Here is a 21,910-nt window from a genome sequence, read left to right as displayed (position 1 = left end):
ATCCGTGGGTAGTTGACGGACATGCAGATTCTGCTGGCCAACCCGCTGCTCGGCGGTGACGTGCAGGGCGCGCGCCACGTGATCGAGCTGTTGGCCGCCTTCGGCCTGACGGCGCTCATCGGCCTGGAGCGCACGGTTCAGGGCAAGAGCGCGGGCCTGCGGACCCAGACAATCGTCGGCACGTCGTCGGCGTTGATCATGCTGGTCAGCAAATTCGGCTTCTTCGACATCGTGCACGAAGGGACCGTCACGCTCGACCCGTCCCGCGTCGCGGCCCAAATCGTCTCGGGCGTGGGCTTTTTGGGCGCCGGAATCATCATCACGCGACGCGGCGCGGTGCACGGGCTCACGACGGCGGCGGCGGTGTGGGAGTCGGCCGCGATCGGCATGGCGGTGGGCGCCGGGCTGTTGCTGCTGGCCATCGCGGTCGTGGCGCTGCACTTCGTCAGCGCGCTCGCGTTCAGCGCCGTCGAGCGCCAGCTCACCGCCCGGCTGCGCGGGACCCGCCGGCTGACCATCATCTACGAAAACGGCCGGGGCGTGCTGCGGGAGCTGCTGCGGATCTGCGGGCAGCGCGAGTGGCAGCTCACCGAGCTCGACGCCGACGCCCACGACATCGATGACGGCGAGGTCAGGGTGACGATGACCCTGTCGGGCGCCAAGATGGGCAGCGCCTCCGAGGTTTTCGCCGGGGTCGACGGGGTGGTTGCCATCCTCCGCGGCGGCGAAGAACCCGACTGAGCTCAGCGACCGCCGCGGACCGCGCGGTACGACGCCACGACCCCGGCCCCCGTCAACGCGGTGAACACGGCGAACAGCCAGCGGGCCGCCATCGCGTCGCCGCCGGCCTGGGTCGCGTTGACGACGACGCCGGCCACCCCGGCCCCGAATGCCCCCGAAATGAGCTGCACGGTGTTGATCGCCGCGGCCGCCGCGACGCCTTCGGCCGGGTCGTCGACGGAATCCATTGCGCGCACGGACAAGTGGGGCCAGGCCATGCCGATCCCGATCCCCGCGACCAGCAACCCGAGCGTCCAGGCCGCGACGGTCCCGGCCGACGCGTTGTCGCGCTGGGTGAGCGCACCCAGCGCCAGGCCCGACGCCACCACCACCGGCGCCGCCACGATCACCCGCCCGATCGCCCGCGGGCTCTCCAGCGACGCGCTGACGATCTCGGAGACCGTCCAGCCGACCGCCAGCGCCGCGCCCAGGAATCCGGCCGCCAGCGGCGACAGGTGGGCCAACCGCTGACCGAACAGCGGCACGTAGGTGTCCACCATGGCCCCGACCATCAGCAGGCCCATCGCCAGGTAGATCCACTTCAGGGGCCCGGGCCCAAACACGCTGGGCGGCAACACCGCCGCGTGCATCCGCCAGTCGACGACCGCGAACAGCCCGACCAGCACGACGGCCGCGGCGAGCAGCCCGGCGGTCGCGGCGAGGTTGTGCGGGATCTGGGCGACGCTGACCGCCAGGGCCGCCGCACCGATCAGCACCAGCGACCACACCGGCACCCGCAGCCGCGGTGTCTCGGCGCTGTGCCCGGCGCGGCCGGCCGGCAGCGCGATCGGCACCAGCGTGGCCATCAGCGCGGTCAGACCGGCCATCGCGACGAATGCCCACCGCCACAACCCGAATTGGGCGAACAGGCCGCCCGTCGCGGGACCGACCACCGTCGCGACCCCCCACATCGCCGACACCAGCGCCGAGGCCCGGGTCCACAGCGAGCGGGGCAGCGCCGCGTTGATGACCGCGTAGCCCAGCCCGGCCAGCAGGCCGCCGGCCACGCCCTGCAGGGCGCGCGCCGCGATCAGGACCTCCATGTTGGGGGCCGCCCCGCACGCCAGGCTGGAGACGCCAAACACGGCCAGCCCCAACAGGAACGACGAGCGCGCACCGATGCGCACCAGCATCGGGTTGACCATGGTCGCGGCCACCACCGACCCGACCAGGTACAGGGTGGTCACCCACGCGTAGAGGCGGCTGCCGCCGATCTCGGCGACCGTGTTCGGCAGCAGGCTGATCGTCAGGAACTCGTTGGTGGCGTACAGGGCGACGCCACCGGCCAGCACGACCGAGGTGCCTAGGTACTTGGCGCCCAGCAGCTCGCGCCAGCTGCCGGTGACGGCGTCGGTGTGCGTCACTTCAGGCCGGCGGCGTCCATTCCGCGCAGTTCCTTTTTGAGGTCGGCGATTTCGTCGCGGAACCGGGCCGCCAGCTCGAACTGCAAATCGCGGGCGGCGGCCATCATCTGCGCGGTGAGGTCCTTAATCAGGTCGGCCAGTTCGGCGCGCGGCATGTTCGACGTGTCGCGGCCCTCGAAGACACCGGCGCTGACCGCGCGCCCCGGCTCCCCCTGGGCGCGCCGACCGCGTGACATGCTGCGACCGGAGCCGATTTCGACGGTTTCGCTGTCGTCGGCTTCGGCGTAGACCCGGTCGAGGATGTCGGCGATCTTCTTGCGCAGCGGCTGCGGGTCGATGCCGTGGGCCTCGTTGTAGGCGGTCTGCTTGGCGCGTCGCCGTTCGGTCTCGTCGATGGCCTCTTTCATCGAGTCGGTCATGGTGTCGGCGTACAGATGCACCTCGCCGGACACGTTGCGGGCAGCGCGGCCGATGGTCTGGATCAGGCTGCGCGTCGAGCGCAGGAAGCCTTCCTTGTCGGCGTCGAGGATCGCCACCAGCGACACCTCCGGCAGGTCGAGGCCCTCGCGCAGCAGGTTGATGCCGACCAGCACGTCGTAGTCGCCGAGGCGGAGCTGGCGCAGCAGCTCCACGCGGCGCAGCGTGTCGACCTCGGAGTGCAGGTAGCGCACCCGGATGCCCATTTCGAGCAGGTAGTCGGTGAGGTCCTCGGCCATCTTCTTGGTCAGCGTCGTGACCAGCACCCGCTCGTCGGCGGCGGCGCGCTTGCGGATCTCCCCGATCAGGTCGTCGATCTGCCCCTTGGTCGGCTTGACCAGCACCTTGGGGTCCACCAGGCCGGTGGGGCGGATCACCTGCTCGACGAACTCGCCCCCGGTCTGGCTGAGCTCGTAGGGCCCCGGCGTGGCCGACAGGTACACCGTCTGCCCGATGCGGTCGGCGAACTCCTCCCAGGTCAGCGGCCGGTTGTCGCACGCCGACGGCAGCCGGAACCCGTACTCCACCAGGTTGCGCTTGCGGGACATGTCGCCCTCGTACATCCCGCCGATCTGCGGCACGGTGACGTGCGACTCGTCGATGACCAGCAGGAAGTCCTCCGGGAAGTAGTCGAGCAGCGTGGCCGGCGGCGAGCCCGGTCCCCGGCCGTCGATGTGCCGCGAGTAGTTCTCGATGCCCGAGCAGAACCCGACCTGGCGCATCATCTCGATGTCGTAGTTGGTGCGCATCCGCAGCCGCTGGGCCTCCAGCAGCTTGCCCTGCCGCTCGAATTCGGCGAGCCGCTCGGCGAGCTCCTCCTCGATGGTGGAGATCGCGTGGGCCATCCGCTCCGGCCCGGCCACGTAGTGGGTGGCGGGGAAGATCCGCAGCGAGTCGACCTGGCGAACCACCTCGCCGGTCAGCGGGTGCAGGTAGTACAGCGCCTCGATCTCGTCGCCGAAGAACTCGATGCGGACCGCCAGCTCCTCGTAGGACGGGATGATCTCCACGGTGTCGCCGCGGACCCGGAATGAGCCGCGGGTGAAGGACAGGTCGTTGCGGGTGTACTGGACGTCGACGAGCAGCCGCAGCAGGCCGTCGCGGGGCACCTCGGTGCCGACCTGCAGTTCGACGGAGCGGTCCAGGTAGGACTGCGGCGTGCCCAGGCCGTAGATGCACGACACCGACGCGACCACCACCACGTCGCGCCGCGACAGCAGCGCCGACGTCGCGGAGTGCCGCAGCCGCTCCACGTCGTCGTTGATGGAGCTGTCCTTCTCGATGTAGGTGTCGGTCTGCGCGATGTACGCTTCCGGCTGGTAGTAGTCGTAGTACGACACGAAGTACTCGACGGCGTTGTGCGGCAACATCTCTCGCAGCTCGTTGGCCAGCTGGGCGGCCAGCGTCTTGTTGGGCGCCATCACCAGCGTGGGGCGCTGCAGCCGTTCGATGAGCCAGGCGGTGGTGGCCGATTTTCCGGTGCCGGTGGCGCCGAGCAGGACGACGTCGCGCTCCCCCGCCCGGATCCGGCGCTCCAGCTCGTCGATGGCCGCGGGCTGGTCGCCGGCCGGTGCGTGCGGGCTGACCACCTCGAAGCGGCCACCGGCGCGCACCAGCCCTTCGATGTCCTCCGCGGCCGGCCGGTATTCCGAGTGCGCGACGATTGGGTGTTCAGTGGCAAAGGCCATGGCACCAGGGTAGAGGCGGGTACCGACAAGTGTCCCGCCGCTGCAGGGAACCACCACTCGATCCAACACTTGATAGCGCATCCGCTAGCGCATTCGAAAGTCGCCTATCGTTGCGCTGACCAGATCACCGCGCGAGCGCGCGCAAAATGCCACGCAGCGCGGCGTGTCGGCGTACAGACACGGACGCTCGCGGCCGAGATCTCTAGGCCCCCGGGCGGGTCCAGGTGCGGGTGACCGGGTCGCACTCCAGCAGGTAACCGTCGCTGGACGTGGACATCGCGAACACCGAGGTGTTCGGGCGGTTGCAGGAGCTGCCGGTGGTGTGCACGCCCATCGTGATCGGCGCCTTGGCCCACGTGTTGCCCTCGCAGACGACCTGCTCGCTGTTGGTCGGGTCGTAGGCGAGCTTGTCGGCGTCGCCGCACGCCCCGCCCAGGACCGGCGCCCCCGGGTGCGGCGGCGTGGTCGAGGCGCTGATCACCTGGGCGGGATCGGCCACCGGCACGGACGGCGGGGCGTCGCCGACGCGGGTGGCCACCACCGGCACCCGCACCACCGCTCCCTGCGCGCCGCACTCGTCGGACAGGGCGGTTTGCGTGACCGTGCCCCGCAGCGTGCCGTCGGATTGCGGCGCCAACGACCCGGCGACGCTTTCCTGTTGGGTCGCGCTGACCTGTCCGTTCGGCTCGGTGCAGCCGGCCCGCTCCTGCTGGAACCCGCCCTGCCAATAGCCACCGATGAACCGCAGCGAGTAGGTGTGACCGCCGTCGACGGTGCTGGCCACCTGGTGGTTGGTGTCGTCGAGCTGGGTTCCGGTCGCCGCGCACCCGTTGGCGGTGCACACCGAGCGGAACGCCCACCAGCTGGCGGCCGGGCCGTCGTGGCGGATCGGGATGCCGTTGGTGGTCTGCTTGCTGCGGTCGTAGGTCAGCTTGTAGGTGCCGTTGAGCACCGGCCCCCCGGGCCGCGCGGGCGCCGCGCTCGGCGCCGGCACGGAGGGTCGGGACGCGAGCGCCGGCACGTTGGGCGTCGGGCTCTCCGGCTGGAAGGAGTACAGCGTCGACCAGGTCGCCGCGATGGCGATCAGCACCGCGCACAGCAACGCGGTCGCCCACCGGGCCCGGGACGAGAACCGGTGATGCAACCGCCGCCGCGGCGACGCGTCACCCGCCTGGTCGCCGGCCTGCTCGTCGGAAACCAGCTCGTCGACGGCGGCGGCGAACGCGCGGCAGCGGTCGAAGCGGTCCTCAGGGCGCTTGGCGAGGGCGGTGAGGAACACGTCGTCCAGGTAGGCCAAGTCCGGGCGGTAGTCGCTGAGCCGCGGCGGATCCTCGTGCAGGTGCTGGCTGATCACCGCGATCGGGTTGGAGTGCTGGAACGGCGGCGCACCGGTGAGCAGATGAAATGCCGTGGCCGCCAACGCGTACTGGTCCGCGCGGCCGTCGATGTTGGACCCGGTCAGCTGTTCCGGAGCGGCGTAAGCCACCGTGCCCACCGCGACGTTGGTCTCGGTGATGCCGCTGATGTTGGCCAGGTGGCGCGCTACACCGAAGTCCGCCAACAGGATTCGGCGTTCCCCGTCGTCGGGATGGGTGAGCAGGATGTTGGCGGGCTTGACGTCTCGGTGCAGCAGGCCGCGATCGTGCGCGTAGTCCAGCGCCCCGGCGACCGCCTGCAGGATCGCGCATACCTCGTCGATAGGCATCCCGTCGGGGTAGCGCTCCTTGACCAGCCGGGCCGCGTCGGTGCCTTCGACGTAGTCCATGGAAATCCAGAGCTGACCGTCGAATTCGCCGCGGTCGTGGACGCCGACGATGTGCGGGTGCCAGAGCGTCGCCGCCAGGTCGGCCTCGCGGTTGAACCGCTCACGGAACTCGGGATCGGCGGTGACCGCCTCGGCGAGCACCTTGATCACGTCGCGCCGCGGCAGCCGGGGATGCAGCGCCAGGTAGACCTCGGCCATGCCGCCGGCGCCGAGCTGCCGCAGGATCGTGTAGCCGGCGAACGCCGCACCGCTGCTCAGCGCGAGGCGCGATGCGCTGGGCTCGGGGCGGGACACAACGGCCACCTCCAAGGCCGGCGGCTCTGCGTTCGGGGTCGAGGTGACGGGCGGAATGCGGCGAAACAGGTGCGCGACGGTTGCCGAGGGACCCGAATTGAAGCCCGCGCGCAGGGCCTCACGCGCCAGGCGCGGGTTGCTCAGCAGCCGTCTCCCGGCGTCGATCCGCCGGGTCGTGCCCTTGTGATCGTCCGTCAATCGCTGCCCCCTCGTTGCTCGGCTGTCACTCCCCTCACGTCCGAATGATGCCGGATCTCGGTGGGCGATTGGTCTCAGGAAGCTATGAGCACGCTATGAGTGGCCGAATCGAAATAAAGCCAAATCACAGGCGAGTCCCATGGAGAGCACTCAAACCACGGACCGATACTTGAGTAGTGAATCGACCCGCCCCGCCTGTCCTGACAATCCGGCACGACGGGTCCCAACGCTCGTTCGCGGCCGGCCACGAGGTCGTCGTCGGGCGTGACGCGAACGCGGACTTGCGGATTCCGGACCCCCGGATCTCCCGCGCGCACCTGATCGTGCGGTTCGACCAGGGCCGCTGGCTGGCGATCGACAACGGCTCGCTGAACGGCACCTACGTCAACGGCTACCGGATGCCGGTCATCGACATCCACGACGGCCAGAGCATCAACGTCGGCAACCCGCAGGGTCCGCGGCTCACGTTCGCGGTCGGGCCGCAGCAGGGCCACGCCAGCGGACCGCCCCCACGCAGGCCGACGCGGGACTCCGGGCCGCCCACCGTGGCCTGGGCCGCGCTGCCGGAGCGGACGAACCCCACCGCGCCGCCCGTCCCCCGTCGGGGCCAGACCGGCAGCCAGCCCAGGCAGCCCGCGCCGCGTCCGATGCCGCCCCAGGGCCCGCCCCGGCAGCCACCCAGGCCGCCGGGGCCAGCGAGGCCACCGCAGCCGCGACAGGCGCCGCCGCCCAGGCCACCCGACCGGACGCCACCCGACCAGGTGACCACCGTCAACGCCGAGCCGGCGCTCCAGCCAGACGCGCCACCGCCCGCCGAGTCCACCGTGATCGACGCCAGGACGGCCGACGTCTCCAACCTGGCCACCAGGTTCGTGAAGTTGCTCTCGCCGCGCCTGTCGGCGGCCGCGGGCACGGCCGGCGCCAAGACGATCGGCCGCGCGGCCGAGAGCGACATCGTCGTCTACGACGTCCTCGCCTCGCGTCATCACGCCACGCTGCTGCACACCCCGCTCGGGACCGAGATCCGCGACAACAGCATCAACGGCACCTTCGTCAACGGCACCCGAGTCGGGTCGGCGATCCTGACCGACGGCGACGTCGTCACCATCGGCAACGTCGACCTGGTGTTCCGGGGCGGCACCCTGGTCGAGGGCGGCGCCGCCGCGGCGCGCACCGGCGGCCTCGAGGTGCGCAACGTCCGCTACGTCGTCGACAGCGGCAAGCAACTGCTCGACGACATCTCGCTGACCGCCCGCCCGGGGACGCTGACCGCCGTGATCGGGGGGTCGGGCGCCGGCAAGAGCACGCTGGCCCGGCTGATCGCCGGCTACACCAGCCCCACCTCGGGCTCGGTGAGCTTCGAGGGCCACGACATCCACGCCGAGTACGCGTCGTTGCGCAGCAGGATCGGCATGGTTCCCCAGGACGACGTGGTGCACCGCCAGCTGACGGTCAACCAGGCGCTGGGCTACGCCGCCGAACTGCGGCTGCCTCCCGACACCAGCAAGGCCGACCGCGCCAAGGTGGTCGCCCAGGTGCTCGAGGAGCTCGACCTCACCAAGCACGCCGACACCCGCGTCGACAAGCTGTCGGGCGGCCAGCGCAAACGCGCCTCGGTCGCGCTCGAGCTGCTGACCGGGCCGTCGCTGCTGATCCTCGACGAGCCGACGTCGGGCCTCGACCCGGCGCTGGACCACCAGGTCATGACGATGCTGCGCCAGCTGGCCGACGCCGGTCGCGTCGTGATCGTGGTGACGCACATGCTGTCCTACCTCGACATCTGCGACCAGCTGCTGCTGGTGGCCCCGGGCGGCAAGACGGCCTACTTCGGCCCGCCCGACCAGATCGGCGAGGCGATGGGCACCACCAACTGGGCCAAGATCTTCACCAAGGTCGGCGCCGACCCCGAGGAGGCCAACCGGCGCTTCCAGGAGCGGGCCGAGGCCCAGCGGCGGCCCCAAAAACTGCTGCCCGCCCGGACCGACGAGCCCGGCGACCTGGGCGAGCCGGTGCACACCAGCGTGCGGCGCCAGATTTCCACGGTCGCGCGCCGGCAGGTGCGGCTGGTCGTCGCCGACCGCGCCTATTTCGTCTTCCTGGCGCTGTTGCCGTTCATCCTGGGTTCGCTGTCGCTGACCGTGCCGGGCAACCACGGGTTCCAGGTGCCGGGCCCGAATGCCGGGACGCCCGACGAAGCCGCGCAGATCCTGGCCCTGCTGCTGCCGGCCGCGGCGTTCATGGGCACCGCGCTGACGATCCGCGACCTGGTCGGCGAGCGCGCCATCTTCCAGCGCGAGCAGGCGGTCGGGCTGTCGACCACGGCCTATCTGCTCGCGAAGACGGCGGTGTTCTGCGGGTTCGCCATCCTGCAGTCGGCGATCGTCACCGCGATCGTGGTGATCGGCAAGAGCGCCCCGACTCGCGGCGCCGTTCTGCTCGGCCACTCGACCGCCGGGGCGACCGTCGAGCTGTTCCTGACCGTGGCGGGCACGTGCGTCGCCTCGGCCATCCTCGGGCTGGCCATCTCGTCGCTGGTGCGCTCCAGCGAGCAGATCATGCCGCTGTTCGTGGTCACGGTGATGGCCCAGCTCGTGCTGTGCGGCGGCATGGTCCCGGTGACGGGCCGGCTCGGCCTCGACCAGCTCTCGTTCGCGATGCCCGCGCGCTGGGGCTACGCCGCGGCGGCGTCGACGGTCGATCTGCGGCACCTGGTGCCCGACACGCTGCTCTCCCAGGACCGGTTCTGGGAGCACACCTCGAGGGTCTGGCTGATCGACATGGGCATGCTGGCCGCGCTGTCGGTGTTCTACGGCGGCTTCGTGCGGTGGAAACTTCGGTTGCGCCGATAGAGTGGGTCAATCCATCCCCCGAAGCACGAGACGTTCGACCTGGTCGCCCGCACCAACACCGATCCGAAGGGCATCGTGCGGGCCGTCGACGAGTACGTCGTGCACCCGTGGGGGCTCTACGTCGCCCGCCCCACCCCGGGCCGCCCGCAGTTCCACTACCTCGAATCCTGGCTGCTGCCGTCGTTGGGCTTGCGCGCCACCGTCTTTCACTTCAACCCGGGGCACGAACGCGACCAGGACTACTACCTCGACGTGGGCGAATACACGCCGGGCGGTGATGTGTGGCATTCGGAAGACCACTACCTGGACATCGTCGTCCGCACCGGCGCCGACGCCGAGCTGGCCGACGTCGACGAGCTGCTGGACGCCGTGCGCCACGGCCTGCTGACGCCGGAGGTGGCCGAAAGGGCCGTGCGGCGCGCGGTGGTCGCCATCGACGGCCTGGCCCGCAACGGCTACGACCTTTCCCGGTGGCTGGCCACCCGTGGCATGGAGCTGACCTGGCGTGAGGCTTAACTCGTTTCCTCACGTGACCCACGGGTATCACTTGGGGATGCGTTTGATCGACCACCGACGCAAACGCCGGCCCAGCGGGGACCCGCGTTTCGTCGCCGAGCGGCACCGGCCGGCCAGCGACCACTACTACCTTCGCCTCGACATCGATGGCGTGCTGGTCTCCTGGGCGATCCCCGACCACAGCCGGATAGCCCGCCGCACCGAGGACCTCCCGCTCGAAGCCGCCGAGCGCGACGTCGACGGCGACGCCGGCACCTATGTCAACGCGACGCCCTACGACATGGGTGAATGCCTTGAGCGCGGCCATCTTTCGTTCTTTCTGTGCGGCGAGTGGCTGCGCGGCTGGTACACGCTGACCCGCATCCGGGACGGCGATCACGAGACGTGGTTGCTGATCAGGCGCAAAGACGACGAGGACGCCGACACGCTGCGCCAGCCGGCGCTGACCGGCCGCTCCCTGGACGACCTGTCATGACCGACTTCGCCGCCCTGCCCGCACCGGTGCGTGCGGCGCTGCACGACGAACCGGTGCCCGACTGGCGGCCTCCCACGCTGGCCACGCTGACCGACCGGCGGTTCTCCGATCCACAGTGGATATTCGAGCGCAAATTCGACGGGATGCGCTGCCTGGGCTTCCGCGACGGTGACCGGGTGCGGCTGCTGTCGCGAAATCGGCAGCCGCTCAACGGGACCTATCCCGAGCTTGTCGACGCGCTCGGCGCCCAGCGCACCACGCGGTTCGTCGTGGACGGAGAGGTGGTGGCGTTCGCGGGCCGGCGCACCAGCTTCGAACGGCTGCAGGGCCGACTGGGCATCACCGACCCCGAGGTGGCCCGGGCGTCCCCGGTCCGCATCTTCTACTACGTGTTCGACCTGCTGCATGTCGACGGCACGTCGACCACCGATGTTCCGCAGCTGTGGCGAAAGAAACTGTTGCGCAAGGCGATTGACTTCGGCGATCCGCTGAGGTTCGCGGTGCACCGGGTCGAGGACGGGATCGGCGCCTACGAGGCGGCATGCAAACGCGGCGACGAGGGCGTGATCGCCAAGCGGACCGACGCCACGTACGAAGGCGGCCGGTCGAAGAACTGGCTGAAGTTCAAATGCGTTCGCGACCAGGAATTCGTCGTCGGCGGCTACACCAGCCCGAAGGGCAGCCGCATCGAGTTGGGGGCGCTGCTGCTCGGCTACCACGACGGTCGCGACCTGGTCTACGCCGGCAAAGTGGGAACCGGGTTCGACGAACCGACGCTGCGGAGCCTGCACGAGCGGCTGTCCCCCCTCGAGCAGGACGAGCCACCCTTCACCCGGGGTCTGGTGCGCGAGAACGGCGCCCACTGGGTGCGCCCCGAGCTGGTGGCCCAGATCGGATTTGCCGAGTGGACCCGCGACGGCAAGCTGCGCCACCCGCGATACCAGGGGCTGCGCACCGACAAGGACGCGTCCGACGTGGTGCGGGAGACGCGGTGACGCCGCGCGTCGAGGTCACCCACCCGGACCGGGTGATGTTCCCCAACGACGGGATCACCAAAGGCGAGCTGGTCGACTACTACGGCGAGGTGGCCGACGCGATGCTGCCGCACCTGCGGGACCGAGCGCTCACCGTGCAGCGGTTCCCACGCGGCATCGGCGAACAAGGTTGGGTGCAACAGGATTTCGCGGATTCGCTGCCCGACTGGATGGGCCGGGTGGAGGTCGGCAAAGAGGGCGGCACGGTCGTGCACCCCGTGGCGGAACGCCCCGAGGCGCTGCGCTGGTTGGCCAACCAGAACTGCGTCACGCTGCACGTGTGGCAGTCGCGGCGGGAGCGGCTGCACAAGCCCGACCGGCTGGTGTTCGACCTCGACCCCTCCGACAGCGACTTCGCGGTGGTGCGGGCGACGGCCCACGCGGCGGCCGCGGTCCTGGACGACCTCGGGCTGGCGCGCTACGTGCAGACCACCGGGTCGCGCGGGTTGCACGTGGTGGTGCCGCTGCGTCCTGAAACCGATTTCGACACCGTGCGCCAATTCGCCCGCGAGGTCGCCGAGGTGGTGGTGGCCGATGACCCCGCGCATCGCACCCTGGAAGCCCGCAAGGACAACCGCGGCGACCGCGTGTACCTCGACATCATGCGAAACGCCTACGCGCAGACGGCGGTTGCACCGTATTCGGTGCGGGCCCGGGCGGGCGCGCCGGTTGCCACCCCGCTGGAGTGGGACGAGCTGGACATGCGGGGCCTGCGGGCGGACCGATTCACCATCCGCGATCTCCCCAAACGGCTTGCCGGGCAGGGCGATCCGTGGGCCGGCATGTACCGGCACGCCCGCTCCCTGAAGGGTCCCGCGCAGCGGGTGGCCAAGCTTCGTGCCTGAACTGCCCGACGTGGAGGGCTTTCGGCGCGAGTTGGCCGACGCGCTACCCGGCCGGCGGATACGGGGCGTGCAGGTCCACGATCCGGGCATCCTGCGAAACACCACCTCCGCGGCGCTCGGCCGGCGGCTCGTCGGCCGCCGCTTCGATCGCCCACGCCGGCACGGCAAGTGGCTGATGCTGCCGACGGACGGCCCGACGCTGCTGGTGCACAGCGGGATGACCGGGCACCCGTACTACGCCGCCAACGGCGCCGAGCACGAGCCGTACGAGCGGCTGGTGATCGCGCTGGATCGCGGCGAACTGCGCTATGCCGACCTGCGCAAGCTGCGCGGGGTGTGGCTGGCCGACGACGACGAGGACGTCGCGCACGTGACGGGCCCGCAGGGCCCCGACGCGCTGGGCCTCGGACTGCCGGCGTTCCGCGAGGCGCTGCGCGGCCGGTCCGGGCGGCTGAAGCCGGCGCTGATGGACCAGGCGGTGATCGCGGGGCTCGGCAACCTACTCACCGACGAGATCTGCTGGCGGGCCCGGATCGCGCCGGCCCGCCCGATCCCGCAACTCGACGCCGACGACGTCAAGCGCCTGCACGCCGCGATGACGCAGGTGCTGCGCACGGCGGTGCCGCACGGTCGGGTGCCCGGCCTGCCGCGGTGGCTCACCCGGGTGCGCGACGACCCCGACCCGTCCTGTCCGCGCTGCGGCACCCGCCTCGCGCGTGCCCGTGTCGCCGGGCGGACGTCGTTGTGGTGCCCGCGCTGTCAAGCCGGGTAATCTCGGCTGCTATGCGCCCCAGCAACCACCGATGGATGGCAATCACTGCCTTGACCGTCATCGCGGCCGGGTCCCAGCTAAGCCCGGCAACCGCGCGGGCGGACCTGCACAACATCACCTACCGCGCCCGGATCGACGCGCTGACCACCGGCAGCCAGGCCATTTTCGTGATCAACGGCAACCGGGCGAACAGCACCAACCTCCCGTCGATGCCGGGCAACGTGTTCGAGGCCAACACGGTGTTGCCCGATCCGCAGCAGGCCGGGATGCAGATCGTGCTGCATTTCCCCTACTCGGCGAATGTGCACTGCGAGATCGACGTGGACGACAACGTTTTCACGCAGCTCGATCAGTTCGTCAGACCAACGCCCGGCAATCCCGATCCCAAGAACGGCATGCTGCAGTGCGGTGCGCCCATACCCGCCTAACCGCGGGAATCACATCCGCCACACAAGCCTCTCCGCCGAACCATTGCCCGTTGTGTCCACCTCGTAGCGACAAGCGGATTAGTCGCTATGAGGTGGACGTGACGCGTACCACCTCCCCCGGAGGCGCGTGGGGCTGTTGTGAAAGTTGGCGCTAGGGCTGCCATCCGGTTGAGTCGGCCCACTTCCAAGCGCGCCGGTAGGCGTCGGCAAACCATGGTTCCTTGGCGTCGACATAGCGCGAGATGTCACCGCCGGCGGCCTGTTCGGCCTTGAGCTTGACGGCCAGGTAGTCGGCGCGCGCGCCGACGTCGGCCCGCAGCCAGGCGACGAACAGCAGGGCGAACTGCTGGTTGGGCCAGCCTTCAACCCTGACGTGCACATTGGTTGGCCGGCCCGGGTCGGCGGAGGCGTGAATCCGCTTGTGCCACAGGCCGGGATCGTCGCTGTGGTCGTAGCGCTCTACGGTGCTGCGGGCGTCGGTCCGGGCAGTGTCCTCGGTGATGTGCTCCAAGCGCGGGTAGCCGGCCGCCAACAAGGGTTCGGCGAGCTCGTCGGCGACCGCGAGCGATTCGACGGTGATCTGCATGTCGATGACATCCTTGGCGTCCAAGGCGGGCAGTGCGGTGGAGCCGATGTGGTCGACGCGAATTGCCCGGTGGCCGCACGCGGTCTGCAGCCGGCCCGCGATCCGCCGCGCCTGGTCCGGCCAGCTCGGGTCGGCCGGCACCAGACGCACGGGCGCCCTGGCGATCTGGCGCGCGCTCAGGTTGTGGGCGAACGGCAGGATGCGGTCGTTCCAGACGTCGCGGGCCCGCTGCGCCAGCTCCTCCGGGGTGCCCGAGTTGTCCAGCCAGACGTCGGCGACTGCGCGGCGCTGCTCGTCGTCGGCCTGCGCGGCGATCCGGGCGCGGGCGTCGTCCTCGGGCATGCCGCGTAGGTCGACCAGCCGTCGCACCCGCACCTCGACGTCGGCGTGCACGACCACGACGAGCGGGAACAGCGGCGCCATCCCCGACTCCACCAGCAGCGGAATGTCCTCGACGACAACCGAATCCGCGGGCACCGACGCGATGATCTCGGAGCGCCGCTTGCCCACCAGCGGATGCACGATCCCGTTGAGCTTCTGGCGCGCCTCGTCGTCACGAAAAGCCTTGGCGGCCAACGCGGGACGATCGAGCGACCCGTCGGGCGACAGGATGTCGTCGCCGAACGCCTCGACGAGCGCCTTCAGGCCCTCGGTGCCCGGCTCGACCACCTCGCGCGCGATGACGTCCCCGTCGACGATGACGGCACCGCACTTCGCGAAGGTCGACGAGACCGCCGACTTGCCGGCGCCGATGCCACCGGTCAACCCGATGCGCAGCATCCCTGAACGCCGCTAGGCGTTGCCGGCGAGCTTTTCCCGCAGGGCCGCCAACTGGGCGTCGCTGGCGAGCGATCCACCCGCCGCCTTCTCCGACGACGCGCCGTTGCCCGGCGCCGAGTCGCCGGCGGTGTGGGCGGCCGACTCGGCCGCGGCGAACTTCTCCATCTGCGCGGTGTGCATCTTGTGCCGGCGCTCCGCCTCGGCGTAGCGCGCCTCCCATTCGTTGCGCTGGGCGTCGAATCCCTCGAGCCATTCGTTGGTCTCGGAGTCGAAGCCCTCGGGGAAGATGTAGTTGCCCTGCTCGTCGTAGCTATCGGCCATGCCGTACTTCGCCGGGTCGAATTCCTCGGTGTAGTCCTCGTTGGCCTGCTTGAGCGACAACGAGATTCGGCGGCGCTCCAGGTCGATGTCGATGACCTTGACCATCGCGTCGTCGCCGACGGCGACCACCTGGTCGGGCACCTCGACGTGCCGCTCGGCCAGCTCGGAGATGTGCACCAAGCCCTCGATGCCCTCCTCGACGCGGACGAACGCGCCGAACGGAACCAGCTTGGTGACCTTGCCGGGCACGATCTGACCGATGGCGTGCGTGCGGGCGAAGTGGCGCCACGGGTCTTCCTGGGTCGCCTTGAGCGACAACGAAACCCGCTCGCGGTCCATGTCGACGTCGAGCACCTCGACGGTGACCTCGTCGCCGACCTGCACCACCTCGGACGGGTGGTCGATGTGCTTCCAGGACAGCTCGGAGACGTGCACCAGCCCGTCCACCCCGCCGAGGTCGACGAACGCGCCGAAGTTGACGATGGACGAGACCACACCCTTGCGGATGCTGCCCTTCTGCAGCTGGTTGAGGAACTCGCTGCGCACCTCGGACTGGGTCTGCTCGAGCCAGGCCCGGCGGGACAGCACCACGTTGTTGCGGTTCTTGTCCAGCTCGATGATCTTGGCCTCGATCTCCTTGCCGATGTACGGCTGCAGGTCGCGGACGCGGCGCATCTCGACGAGCGAGGCGGGCAGGAAGCCGCGCAACCCGATGTCGAGGATCAGGCCGCCCTTGACGACCTCGATGACGGTGCCCTTGACGGCCTCGTCCTTCTCCTTGAGCGCCTCGATGGTGCCCCAGGCGCGCTCGTACTGTGCGCGCTTCTTGGACAGGATCAGCCGGCCCTCTTTGTCCTCCTTGGTGAGAACCAGGGCCTCGACCTCATCGCCGACGGAAACGACCTCGTTGGGGTCGACGTCGTGCTTGATGGAGAGCTCGCGGGCGGGGATGACCCCTTCGGTCTTGTAGCCGATGTCGAGGAGCACCTCGTCCCGGTCCACTTTGACGATCGTGCCCTCCACGATGTCGCCATCGTTGAAGTACTTGATCGTTTTGTCTATTGCGGCGAGAAAATCCTCGCTCGAGCCAATGTCGTTGACGGCTACTTGCGGCGAGGTGACGGCGGGACTCGGCATGTTGTTGGGTTGCTCCGGACAGGTTGGGTCGTAGGGACAAAATGGATTTACCTGTTGAGGCTACTCGACAGGGCACTAGCTGGACAAACTCGGCCGCTACGGACCCGACGCGAATGTAACGCGGCGGCGAATTTCCGGCCTATTTTCGCCTTCATATTACAGCCGGGGCGTTTCAGTGCGCGGCCGCATCCCAGCTGCGGCCGTAACCGACCGAGACCTCGAGGGGGACGTCGAGCGGGTAGGCGCCGCCCATCTTCTCGCGCGCCAGCGCCTCAAGGACCTCCCGCTCGCCCGGCGCGACTTCGAACAACAGTTCGTCGTGCACCTGCAGCAGCATCCGCGACGCCAGCCCGGCCTCCTTGATGGCCTTGTCGACCTCGATCATCGCCACCTTGATGATGTCGGCCGCGCTGCCCTGGATGGGCGCGTTGAGCGCGGCCCGCTCGGCGGCCTCCCGAACCTGGCGGTTGCTGCTGTCCAGCTCGGGCAGGTAGCGGCGGCGGCCCAGCACCGTGGAGGTGTAGCCGTCCTTGCGGGCCTGCTCCACGACGTCCATCAGGTAGTCGCGGACGCCGCCGAACCGGGCGAAGTACGCGTCCATCTGGTCCTTGGCTTCCTCGGTGGAGATCTTCAATTGCTGCGACAGCCCGTAGGCGCTCAACCCGTAGGCCAGCCCGTACGACATCGCCTTGACGCGGCGGCGTAGCTCGGCGGTGACCTCCTCGATCGGCACGCCGAACGCCCGGGAAGCGACGAACGAGTGCAGGTCCTCCCCGGTGTTGAAGGCTTCAATGAGCCCTTCGTCCCGCGACAGGTGCGCCATGATCCGCATCTCGATCTGGCTGTAGTCCGCCGTCATCAGCTCTTCGTAGGACTTGCCGACGACGAACCCGTCCCGGATCTGCCGGCCTTCCTCGGTGCGGATCGGGATGTTCTGCAGGTTGGGCTCCGTCGACGACAGCCGGCCGGTCGCCGCGATGGTCTGGTTGAACGTGGTGTGGATGCGGCCGTCGGCGGCGACCGAGTTCAGCAGCCCGTCGACGGTGACCTTCAGCCGGGTGACGTCGCGGTGGGCCAGCAGGTGCTGCAGGAACGGATGGCCGGTCTTGTCGAACAGCGACTGCAGGGCGTCGGCGTCGGTGGTGTATCCGGTCTTGGTGCGCTTGGTCTTCGGCATCCCGAGCTCGTCGAACAGCACCACCTGCAGCTGCTTGGGCGAGCCCAGGTTGATCTGCTTGCCGATCACGGCGTAGGCGGCCTCGGCCGCGTCGCGGATCTGGTCGGCGAACTGGCTTTGCAGCTCGCCAAGCAGCCGCAGGTCGACGGCGATGCCGGCACTTTCCATCTCGGCCAGCACGTGCTGCACCGGCAGCTCCATCTCACCCAGCAGCGCGGTCGAGTCGATGCGATCCAGCTCGGCGTCCAGCGCGTCGGCCAGGTCGACGACGGCCCGGGCCCGCAGGATCAGGGTCGCGACGGCCTGCTCGTCCACGCCCTCCATGTCGTCGAGCAGCGAAAGCTGTTGCTGCTCAGGACTTTCCGCGCGCAGCTCGCGACGCAGGTAACGCAGCGACAGGTCGTCGAGGGTGAAGCTGCGCTGCCCCGGGCGCACCAGGTAGGCGGCCAGCGCGGTGTCGGAGGTGACGCCGCCCAGCGTCCAGCCGCGGCCGGCCAGGTCGTGGATGGCGAGCTTGGCCTCGTGCAGCGCTTTGGGTTTCGCCGGGTCGGCCAGCCAGGCCGCCAGCGCGGCGTCGTCGTCGGGGGTCAGCGTCGCGGTGTCGATGTAGGCGCCGTCGCCGTCGGCCGCGGCGATGCCCAGCCCGGTGGCGTCCCCGCCGTGCGGCAGGTGGGTGCCCGCCACGGCGAGGCCCGCCCTACGCCCGTCGCCGGCGTGCGCGGCCAGCCATTGCCCGACGGTGCCGGGCTCGAGCGCGTCGCCGCGCACGTCGAAGCCCTCGTCGACCTCGGGCTCGACGGCGACCAGGGTCTCGAACAGCCGGTCGCGCAACACCCGGAACTCCAGATCGTCGAACAGGCGGTGGATCTGGTCGCGGTCCCAGGGCTGCAGCCGCAACGTGTCCGGGGTTTGAGCCAGCGGCACGTCTTTGACGAGATCGGTGAGCTCGCGGTTGCGGATGACGCTGGCCAAGTTGGCGCGCAGCGCGTCGCCCACCTTGCCGCGGACCGAGTCGACGTTGTCGACCAGCGCCTGCAGGGAGCCGTATTCGGCGATCCACTTCGACGCGGTCTTCTCCCCCACCCCGGGAATGCCGGGCAGGTTGTCGCTGGGATCGCCGCGCAGCGCCGCGAAGTCGGGGTACTGCTGCGGGGTCAGCCCGTACTTTTCCACGACGGCCTCGGGGGTGAAGCGGGTCAATTCGCTGACGCCCTTGCGCGGGTACAGCACCGTGACGTCGTCGCTGACCAGTTGCAGGGAGTCGCGATCACCGCTGACCACCAGCACGCGGTAGCCCTCGTTCTCGGCCTGGGTGGCCAGCGTCGCGATGAGGTCGTCGGCCTCGAACCCCTGCTCCGAGAGCACCGTGATGCCCAGCGCGTTGAGCACCTCCTTGGTGATGTCGATCTGGCCGTGGAATTCGTCCGGCGTCGACGACCGGTTGGCCTTGTACTCGGGGTATCGCTCGGAGCGGAAGGTCTGCCGCGACACGTCGAACGCCGCGGCGATGTGCGTCGGCGCCTCGTCGCGCAGCAGGTTGATCAGCATGGCGGTGAAGCCGTAGACCGCGTTGGTGGTCAGCCCGCCGCGGGTCTTGAAGTTCTCGGCGGGCAGCGCGTAGAACGCCCGGAACGCCAGCGAATTGCCGTCCAAGAGCATGAGTGTCGGTTTGGTTTGTTCCTCGGTTTTCTGAGGGGTGGCGGCGGGCACGGCATTCACTCTAGGCACCCGGTGTGACGAAGCCTGGCATCCCCAAACAAGCGCTTGGTAGTGTTGGCGGGTGCCCGAGGTCACCAGCCAACAACCCGCGATCGACGGTTGGTTCGCCACCGATGACGCCGGTAACGCCCATCTGATCGGCAGCAAGTGCCCCGAGTGCGGCACCTACGTCTTCCCGCCGCGCGAGAACAACTGCCCCAACCCGGCCTGCGCCAGCGACACGCTGGAGCCGGTCGCGTTGTCGACCCGGGGGACGCTGTGGAGCTACACCGAGAACCGGTATCCGCCGCCGGCGCCCTACCCTGCCCCGGACCCCTTCGAGCCGTTCGCCATCGCGGCGGTGGAGCTGGCCGAAGAGGGGCTGATCGTGCTGGGCAAGGTCGTCGAGGGCACGCTGGCCGAGGATTTGAAGGTCGGCATGGAGATGGAGCTGACCACCATGCCGCTATACATCGACGACGACGGCGTGCAACGCCTCGTGCACGCGTGGAGGATCCCGTCATGAGCCCTGAACCGCTGTACATCCTCGGCGCCGGCATGCACCCGTGGGGAAAGTGGGGCCGCGACTTCACCGAATACGGCGTCGTCGCAGCGCGGGCCGCGCTGGCCGAGGCCGGGTTGGACTGGCGGCAGATCCAGCTGGTCGCCGGGGCCGACACGATCCGCAACGGCTATCCGGGTTTCATCGCCGGGTCGACGTTCGCGCAGAAGCTGGGCTGGAACGGGGTCCCGGTCAGCTCCAGCTACGCCGCGTGCGCCAGCGGTTCGCAGGCGCTGCAGAGCGCCCGGGCGCAGATCCTGGCCGGCTTCTGCGACGTCGCGCTGGTGATCGGCGCCGACACCACCCCGAAGGGCGCGTTCGCCCCCGTCGGCGGGGAGCGCAAGAACGACCCGGACTGGCAGCGGTTCCACCTGATCGGGGCGATGAACCCGGTGTACTTCGCGTTGCTGGCGCGGCGCCGGATGGACCTCTACGGTGCCACGCCCGAGGACTTCGCACAGGTCAAGGTGAAGAACTCGCGGCACGGCCTGCAGAACCCAAATGCCCGCTACCGCAAGGAATCATCGGTTGACGACGTGTTCGCCAGCCCCGTGGTGGCCGACCCGCTGCGCCAGCTCGACATCTGCGCCACGTCCGACGGCGCCGCCGCGCTGATCGTCGCCAGCGCCGACTTTGCCCGCAAGCACCTCGGATCGCTCGACGGCGTCCCGTCGGTGCGCGCGGTCAGCACCGTGACACCGCGCTACCCGCAGCACCTGCCCGAATTGCCCGATATCGCAACGGATTCCACCGCCATCGTGGCCGCGCCGGAGCGGGTGTTCAAGGACCAGATCCTCGACGCCGCGTACGCCGAGGCGGGCATCGGGCCCGAGGACGTCAGCCTGGCCGAGGTTTATGACCTGTCCACTGCGCTCGAGCTCGACTGGTACGAACACCTGGGCCTGTGCGCCAAGGGCGAGGCCGAGGCGCTGCTGCGCAGCGGCGCCACCACCATCGGCGGCCGCGTCCCGGTCAACCCGTCAGGCGGCCTGGCGTGCTTCGGCGAGGCCATTCCCGCCCAGGCGATCGCGCAGGTCTGCGAGTTGACGTGGCAGCTGCGCGGCCAGGCCACCGGCCGGCAGGTGGAGGGCGCGACCGTCGGCGTCACCGCCAATCAGGGCCTGTTCGGCCACGGCTCGTCGGTGATCGTCGCGCGCTAGTTCGCGTTTCGCCGAGACTGCAACCAGAGCGTCGAATCGCCCAAATTCGCGATCTGAGCGCAGTCTCGGCGCGGTTGGCCGTCGCGTGCCAACGCGGTCTTCCCGCCCTGGATACACACGCAAAGCCGTCACCGCACACTTAAAGTCGCGGCACTATTCGGAAGCCTCTTTGGGCGTGTCCCCCAGGGTTTCCAAGACCACCTCGGCCACCCGCTTCATGGTGGTCCGCCGGTCCATGGCCGCGCGCTGGATCCACTTGAACGCCTCGGGCTCGGTCATGCCCTGCTTGGTCTGCAGCAGGCCCTTGGCGCGCTCGACGAGCTTGCGGGTCTCCAGCCGCTCGGACAGCGTCGCCACTTCGCGTTCCAGCTCACTGATCTCGGCGAACCGGCTGACCGCCAATTCGATCGCCGGGATCAGGTCGCTGATCGTGAACGGCTTCACCAGGTAGGCCATCGCGCCGGCGTCGCGGGCGCGCTCGACCAGGTCGCGCTGGCTAAACGCGGTCAGCACCACGATCGGCGCGATGCGCTTGCTGGCTATTTCCGAGGCCGCGTCGATGCCGTCGCGGCGTGGCATCTTCACGTCCATGATCACCAGGTCCGGCTTGTGGCGCTCGGCGAGTTCGACGGCCTCCTGGCCGTCGCCCGCCTCGCCGACGATCTCGTAGCCCTCCTCTCGGAGCATCTCGGCCAGGTCCAGCCGGATGAGCGCTTCGTCTTCCGCGATCAGGACCCGGCGCGGCACAGCGGCGTCGGTGTCGGTCTTGGGGCCTGTCATGACGGACATTGTGTCGTGCATGCCCGCCACCAGCGAACTCGGGGGCGGTGAGAACCGATCGGCGCACCAATCCTCTATGGTGGGAGGCTGCCCAGCCCTCGTATCCCAACTGGCAGAGGAAACGGACTCAAAACCCGTCCAGTGTGGGTTCGAATCCCACCGAGGGCACTCAATGTGATGAGGCTCAGCAAGCCGCCTTCTTGGCCGGCATTTGGTATGGGCCG

The 21,910-nt window shown here is 69.6% G+C and carries 17 protein-coding genes, 1 tRNA gene and 2 pseudogenes; 13 read left to right on the top strand and 7 right to left on the bottom strand.

Annotated features, from left to right (window positions below; all coding sequences use genetic code 11):
• Positions 1–21 precede the first annotated feature (21 nt).
• The gene (locus A5712_RS16590; protein ID WP_068107182.1) at positions 22–741 is read left to right on the top strand and encodes an MgtC/SapB family protein; all 720 of its coding nucleotides are present in this window, start codon (positions 22–24) and stop codon (positions 739–741) included.
• Positions 742–743: 2 nt separating this feature from the next.
• On the opposite strand, the gene A5712_RS16585 is transcribed toward A5712_RS16590, so the two are convergent.
• From A5712_RS16585 to A5712_RS16575, 3 genes are all read right to left on the bottom strand, one after another.
• Positions 744–2,144, bottom strand: coding sequence for an MFS transporter (locus A5712_RS16585; RefSeq protein WP_068107181.1), 1,401 nt, complete (start codon positions 2,142–2,144; stop codon positions 744–746).
• On the bottom strand, positions 2,141–4,309 hold the full coding sequence (gene uvrB, locus A5712_RS16580) for an excinuclease ABC subunit UvrB (protein ID WP_068107179.1): 2,169 nt from the start codon (positions 4,307–4,309) through the stop codon (positions 2,141–2,143). Before uvrB ends, A5712_RS16585 begins: the two co-directional genes overlap by 4 nt.
• A gap of 202 nt (positions 4,310–4,511) precedes the next feature.
• Positions 4,512–6,566 (bottom strand): serine/threonine-protein kinase, encoded by a 2,055-nt coding sequence (locus A5712_RS16575; protein ID WP_068107177.1) that lies wholly within the window; start codon positions 6,564–6,566, stop codon positions 4,512–4,514.
• A 176-nt stretch (positions 6,567–6,742) separates the two neighbouring features.
• Here A5712_RS16575 and A5712_RS32705 point away from each other — a divergent pair.
• The 9 genes and pseudogenes from A5712_RS32705 to A5712_RS16540 form a co-directional block, all read left to right on the top strand.
• Positions 6,743–7,687: pseudogene (locus tag A5712_RS32705) on the top strand (FHA domain-containing protein); the annotation flags it as partial.
• A 129-nt stretch (positions 7,688–7,816) separates the two neighbouring features.
• Positions 7,817–8,314, top strand: a pseudogene (locus A5712_RS32700) (ABC transporter ATP-binding protein); the annotation flags it as partial.
• A 12-nt stretch (positions 8,315–8,326) separates the two neighbouring features.
• Positions 8,327–9,415, top strand: a complete 1,089-nt coding sequence (locus A5712_RS32695; RefSeq protein WP_369830400.1) for an ABC transporter permease — start codon at positions 8,327–8,329, stop codon at positions 9,413–9,415.
• 75 nt (positions 9,416–9,490) lie between these two features.
• Positions 9,491–9,931: a DUF402 domain-containing protein gene (locus tag A5712_RS16565; RefSeq protein WP_068107174.1), complete on the top strand. Its 441-nt coding sequence runs from the start codon at positions 9,491–9,493 to the stop codon at positions 9,929–9,931.
• 37 nt (positions 9,932–9,968) lie between these two features.
• Entirely contained in the window at positions 9,969–10,406 is a 438-nt protein-coding gene (locus A5712_RS16560) for a DNA polymerase ligase N-terminal domain-containing protein (RefSeq protein ID WP_068107172.1), read from the top strand.
• Entirely contained in the window at positions 10,403–11,401 is a 999-nt protein-coding gene (gene ligD / locus A5712_RS16555; RefSeq protein WP_068107170.1) for a non-homologous end-joining DNA ligase, read from the top strand. Before A5712_RS16560 ends, ligD (A5712_RS16555) begins: the two co-directional genes overlap by 4 nt.
• Complete coding sequence (gene ligD / locus A5712_RS16550) at positions 11,398–12,285, top strand: non-homologous end-joining DNA ligase (RefSeq protein ID WP_082973484.1); 888 nt, start codon at positions 11,398–11,400, stop codon at positions 12,283–12,285. The genes ligD (A5712_RS16555) and ligD (A5712_RS16550) overlap by 4 nt, the downstream gene beginning before the upstream one ends.
• Positions 12,278–13,057, top strand: a complete 780-nt coding sequence (locus A5712_RS16545) for an Fpg/Nei family DNA glycosylase (RefSeq protein WP_068107168.1) — start codon at positions 12,278–12,280, stop codon at positions 13,055–13,057. Before ligD (A5712_RS16550) ends, A5712_RS16545 begins: the two co-directional genes overlap by 8 nt.
• 11 nt (positions 13,058–13,068) lie before the next feature.
• The gene (locus A5712_RS16540) at positions 13,069–13,485 is read left to right on the top strand and encodes a hypothetical protein (protein ID WP_068107165.1); all 417 of its coding nucleotides are present in this window, start codon (positions 13,069–13,071) and stop codon (positions 13,483–13,485) included.
• Between the two features lie 151 nt (positions 13,486–13,636).
• On the opposite strand, the gene coaE is transcribed toward A5712_RS16540, so the two are convergent.
• From coaE to polA, 3 genes are all read right to left on the bottom strand, one after another.
• Positions 13,637–14,851, bottom strand: a complete 1,215-nt coding sequence (gene coaE, locus A5712_RS16535) for a dephospho-CoA kinase (protein WP_068107163.1) — start codon at positions 14,849–14,851, stop codon at positions 13,637–13,639.
• A 12-nt stretch (positions 14,852–14,863) separates the two neighbouring features.
• Positions 14,864–16,309: a 30S ribosomal protein S1 gene (gene rpsA, locus A5712_RS16530; protein ID WP_068107161.1), complete on the bottom strand. Its 1,446-nt coding sequence runs from the start codon at positions 16,307–16,309 to the stop codon at positions 14,864–14,866.
• Positions 16,310–16,481: 172 nt separating this feature from the next.
• The gene (gene polA / locus A5712_RS16525; RefSeq protein WP_068107200.1) at positions 16,482–19,145 is read right to left on the bottom strand and encodes a DNA polymerase I; all 2,664 of its coding nucleotides are present in this window, start codon (positions 19,143–19,145) and stop codon (positions 16,482–16,484) included.
• A gap of 121 nt (positions 19,146–19,266) precedes the next feature.
• Between polA and A5712_RS16520 the strand changes: the two genes are divergently transcribed.
• Both A5712_RS16520 and A5712_RS16515 read left to right on the top strand, forming a co-directional pair.
• A complete protein-coding gene (locus A5712_RS16520; protein WP_068107159.1) occupies positions 19,267–19,710 on the top strand; it encodes a Zn-ribbon domain-containing OB-fold protein in 444 nt (147 codons plus the stop codon).
• Positions 19,707–20,906, top strand: a complete 1,200-nt coding sequence (locus A5712_RS16515) for a lipid-transfer protein (RefSeq protein ID WP_068107199.1) — start codon at positions 19,707–19,709, stop codon at positions 20,904–20,906. The genes A5712_RS16520 and A5712_RS16515 overlap by 4 nt, the downstream gene beginning before the upstream one ends.
• 153 nt (positions 20,907–21,059) lie before the next feature.
• Here A5712_RS16515 and A5712_RS16510 read toward each other — a convergent pair whose 3' ends face one another.
• Entirely contained in the window at positions 21,060–21,686 is a 627-nt protein-coding gene (locus A5712_RS16510) for an ANTAR domain-containing response regulator (RefSeq protein ID WP_197519413.1), read from the bottom strand.
• A 94-nt stretch (positions 21,687–21,780) separates the two neighbouring features.
• On the opposite strand from A5712_RS16510, the gene A5712_RS16505 reads away from it, so the two are divergent.
• Positions 21,781–21,854: transfer RNA gene (locus A5712_RS16505), tRNA-Leu, on the top strand.
• Positions 21,855–21,910 lie beyond the last annotated feature (56 nt).

Source organism: Mycobacterium sp. E2327 (genome assembly GCF_001672675.1).
Lineage (GTDB): Bacteria > Actinomycetota > Actinomycetes > Mycobacteriales > Mycobacteriaceae > Mycobacterium.
Note: the sequence above shows the minus strand (reverse complement) of the source record. Positions and strands in the feature narration are given on the sequence as shown.

Bases quoted from the DNA above. Each gene is read 5' to 3' on its own strand.
- A5712_RS16590 (WP_068107182.1), top strand. From the start codon at position 22: ATGCAGATTCTGCTGGCCAACCCGCTGCTCGGCGGTGACGTGCAGGGC.
- uvrB (WP_068107179.1), bottom strand. From the start codon at position 4,309: ATGGCCTTTGCCACTGAACACCCAATCGTCGCGCACTCGGAATACCGG.
- A5712_RS32695 (WP_369830400.1), top strand. From the start codon at position 8,327: ATGCTGTCCTACCTCGACATCTGCGACCAGCTGCTGCTGGTGGCCCCG.
- A5712_RS16560 (WP_068107172.1), top strand. From the start codon at position 9,969: ATGCGTTTGATCGACCACCGACGCAAACGCCGGCCCAGCGGGGACCCG.
- ligD (WP_068107170.1), top strand. From the start codon at position 10,403: ATGACCGACTTCGCCGCCCTGCCCGCACCGGTGCGTGCGGCGCTGCAC.
- A5712_RS16540 (WP_068107165.1), top strand. From the start codon at position 13,069: ATGCGCCCCAGCAACCACCGATGGATGGCAATCACTGCCTTGACCGTC.
- coaE (WP_068107163.1), bottom strand. From the start codon at position 14,851: ATGCTGCGCATCGGGTTGACCGGTGGCATCGGCGCCGGCAAGTCGGCG.
- rpsA (WP_068107161.1), bottom strand. From the start codon at position 16,309: ATGCCGAGTCCCGCCGTCACCTCGCCGCAAGTAGCCGTCAACGACATT.
- polA (WP_068107200.1), bottom strand. From the start codon at position 19,145: ATGCTCTTGGACGGCAATTCGCTGGCGTTCCGGGCGTTCTACGCGCTG.
- A5712_RS16515 (WP_068107199.1), top strand. From the start codon at position 19,707: ATGAGCCCTGAACCGCTGTACATCCTCGGCGCCGGCATGCACCCGTGG.
- A5712_RS16510 (WP_197519413.1), bottom strand. From the start codon at position 21,686: ATGACAGGCCCCAAGACCGACACCGACGCCGCTGTGCCGCGCCGGGTC.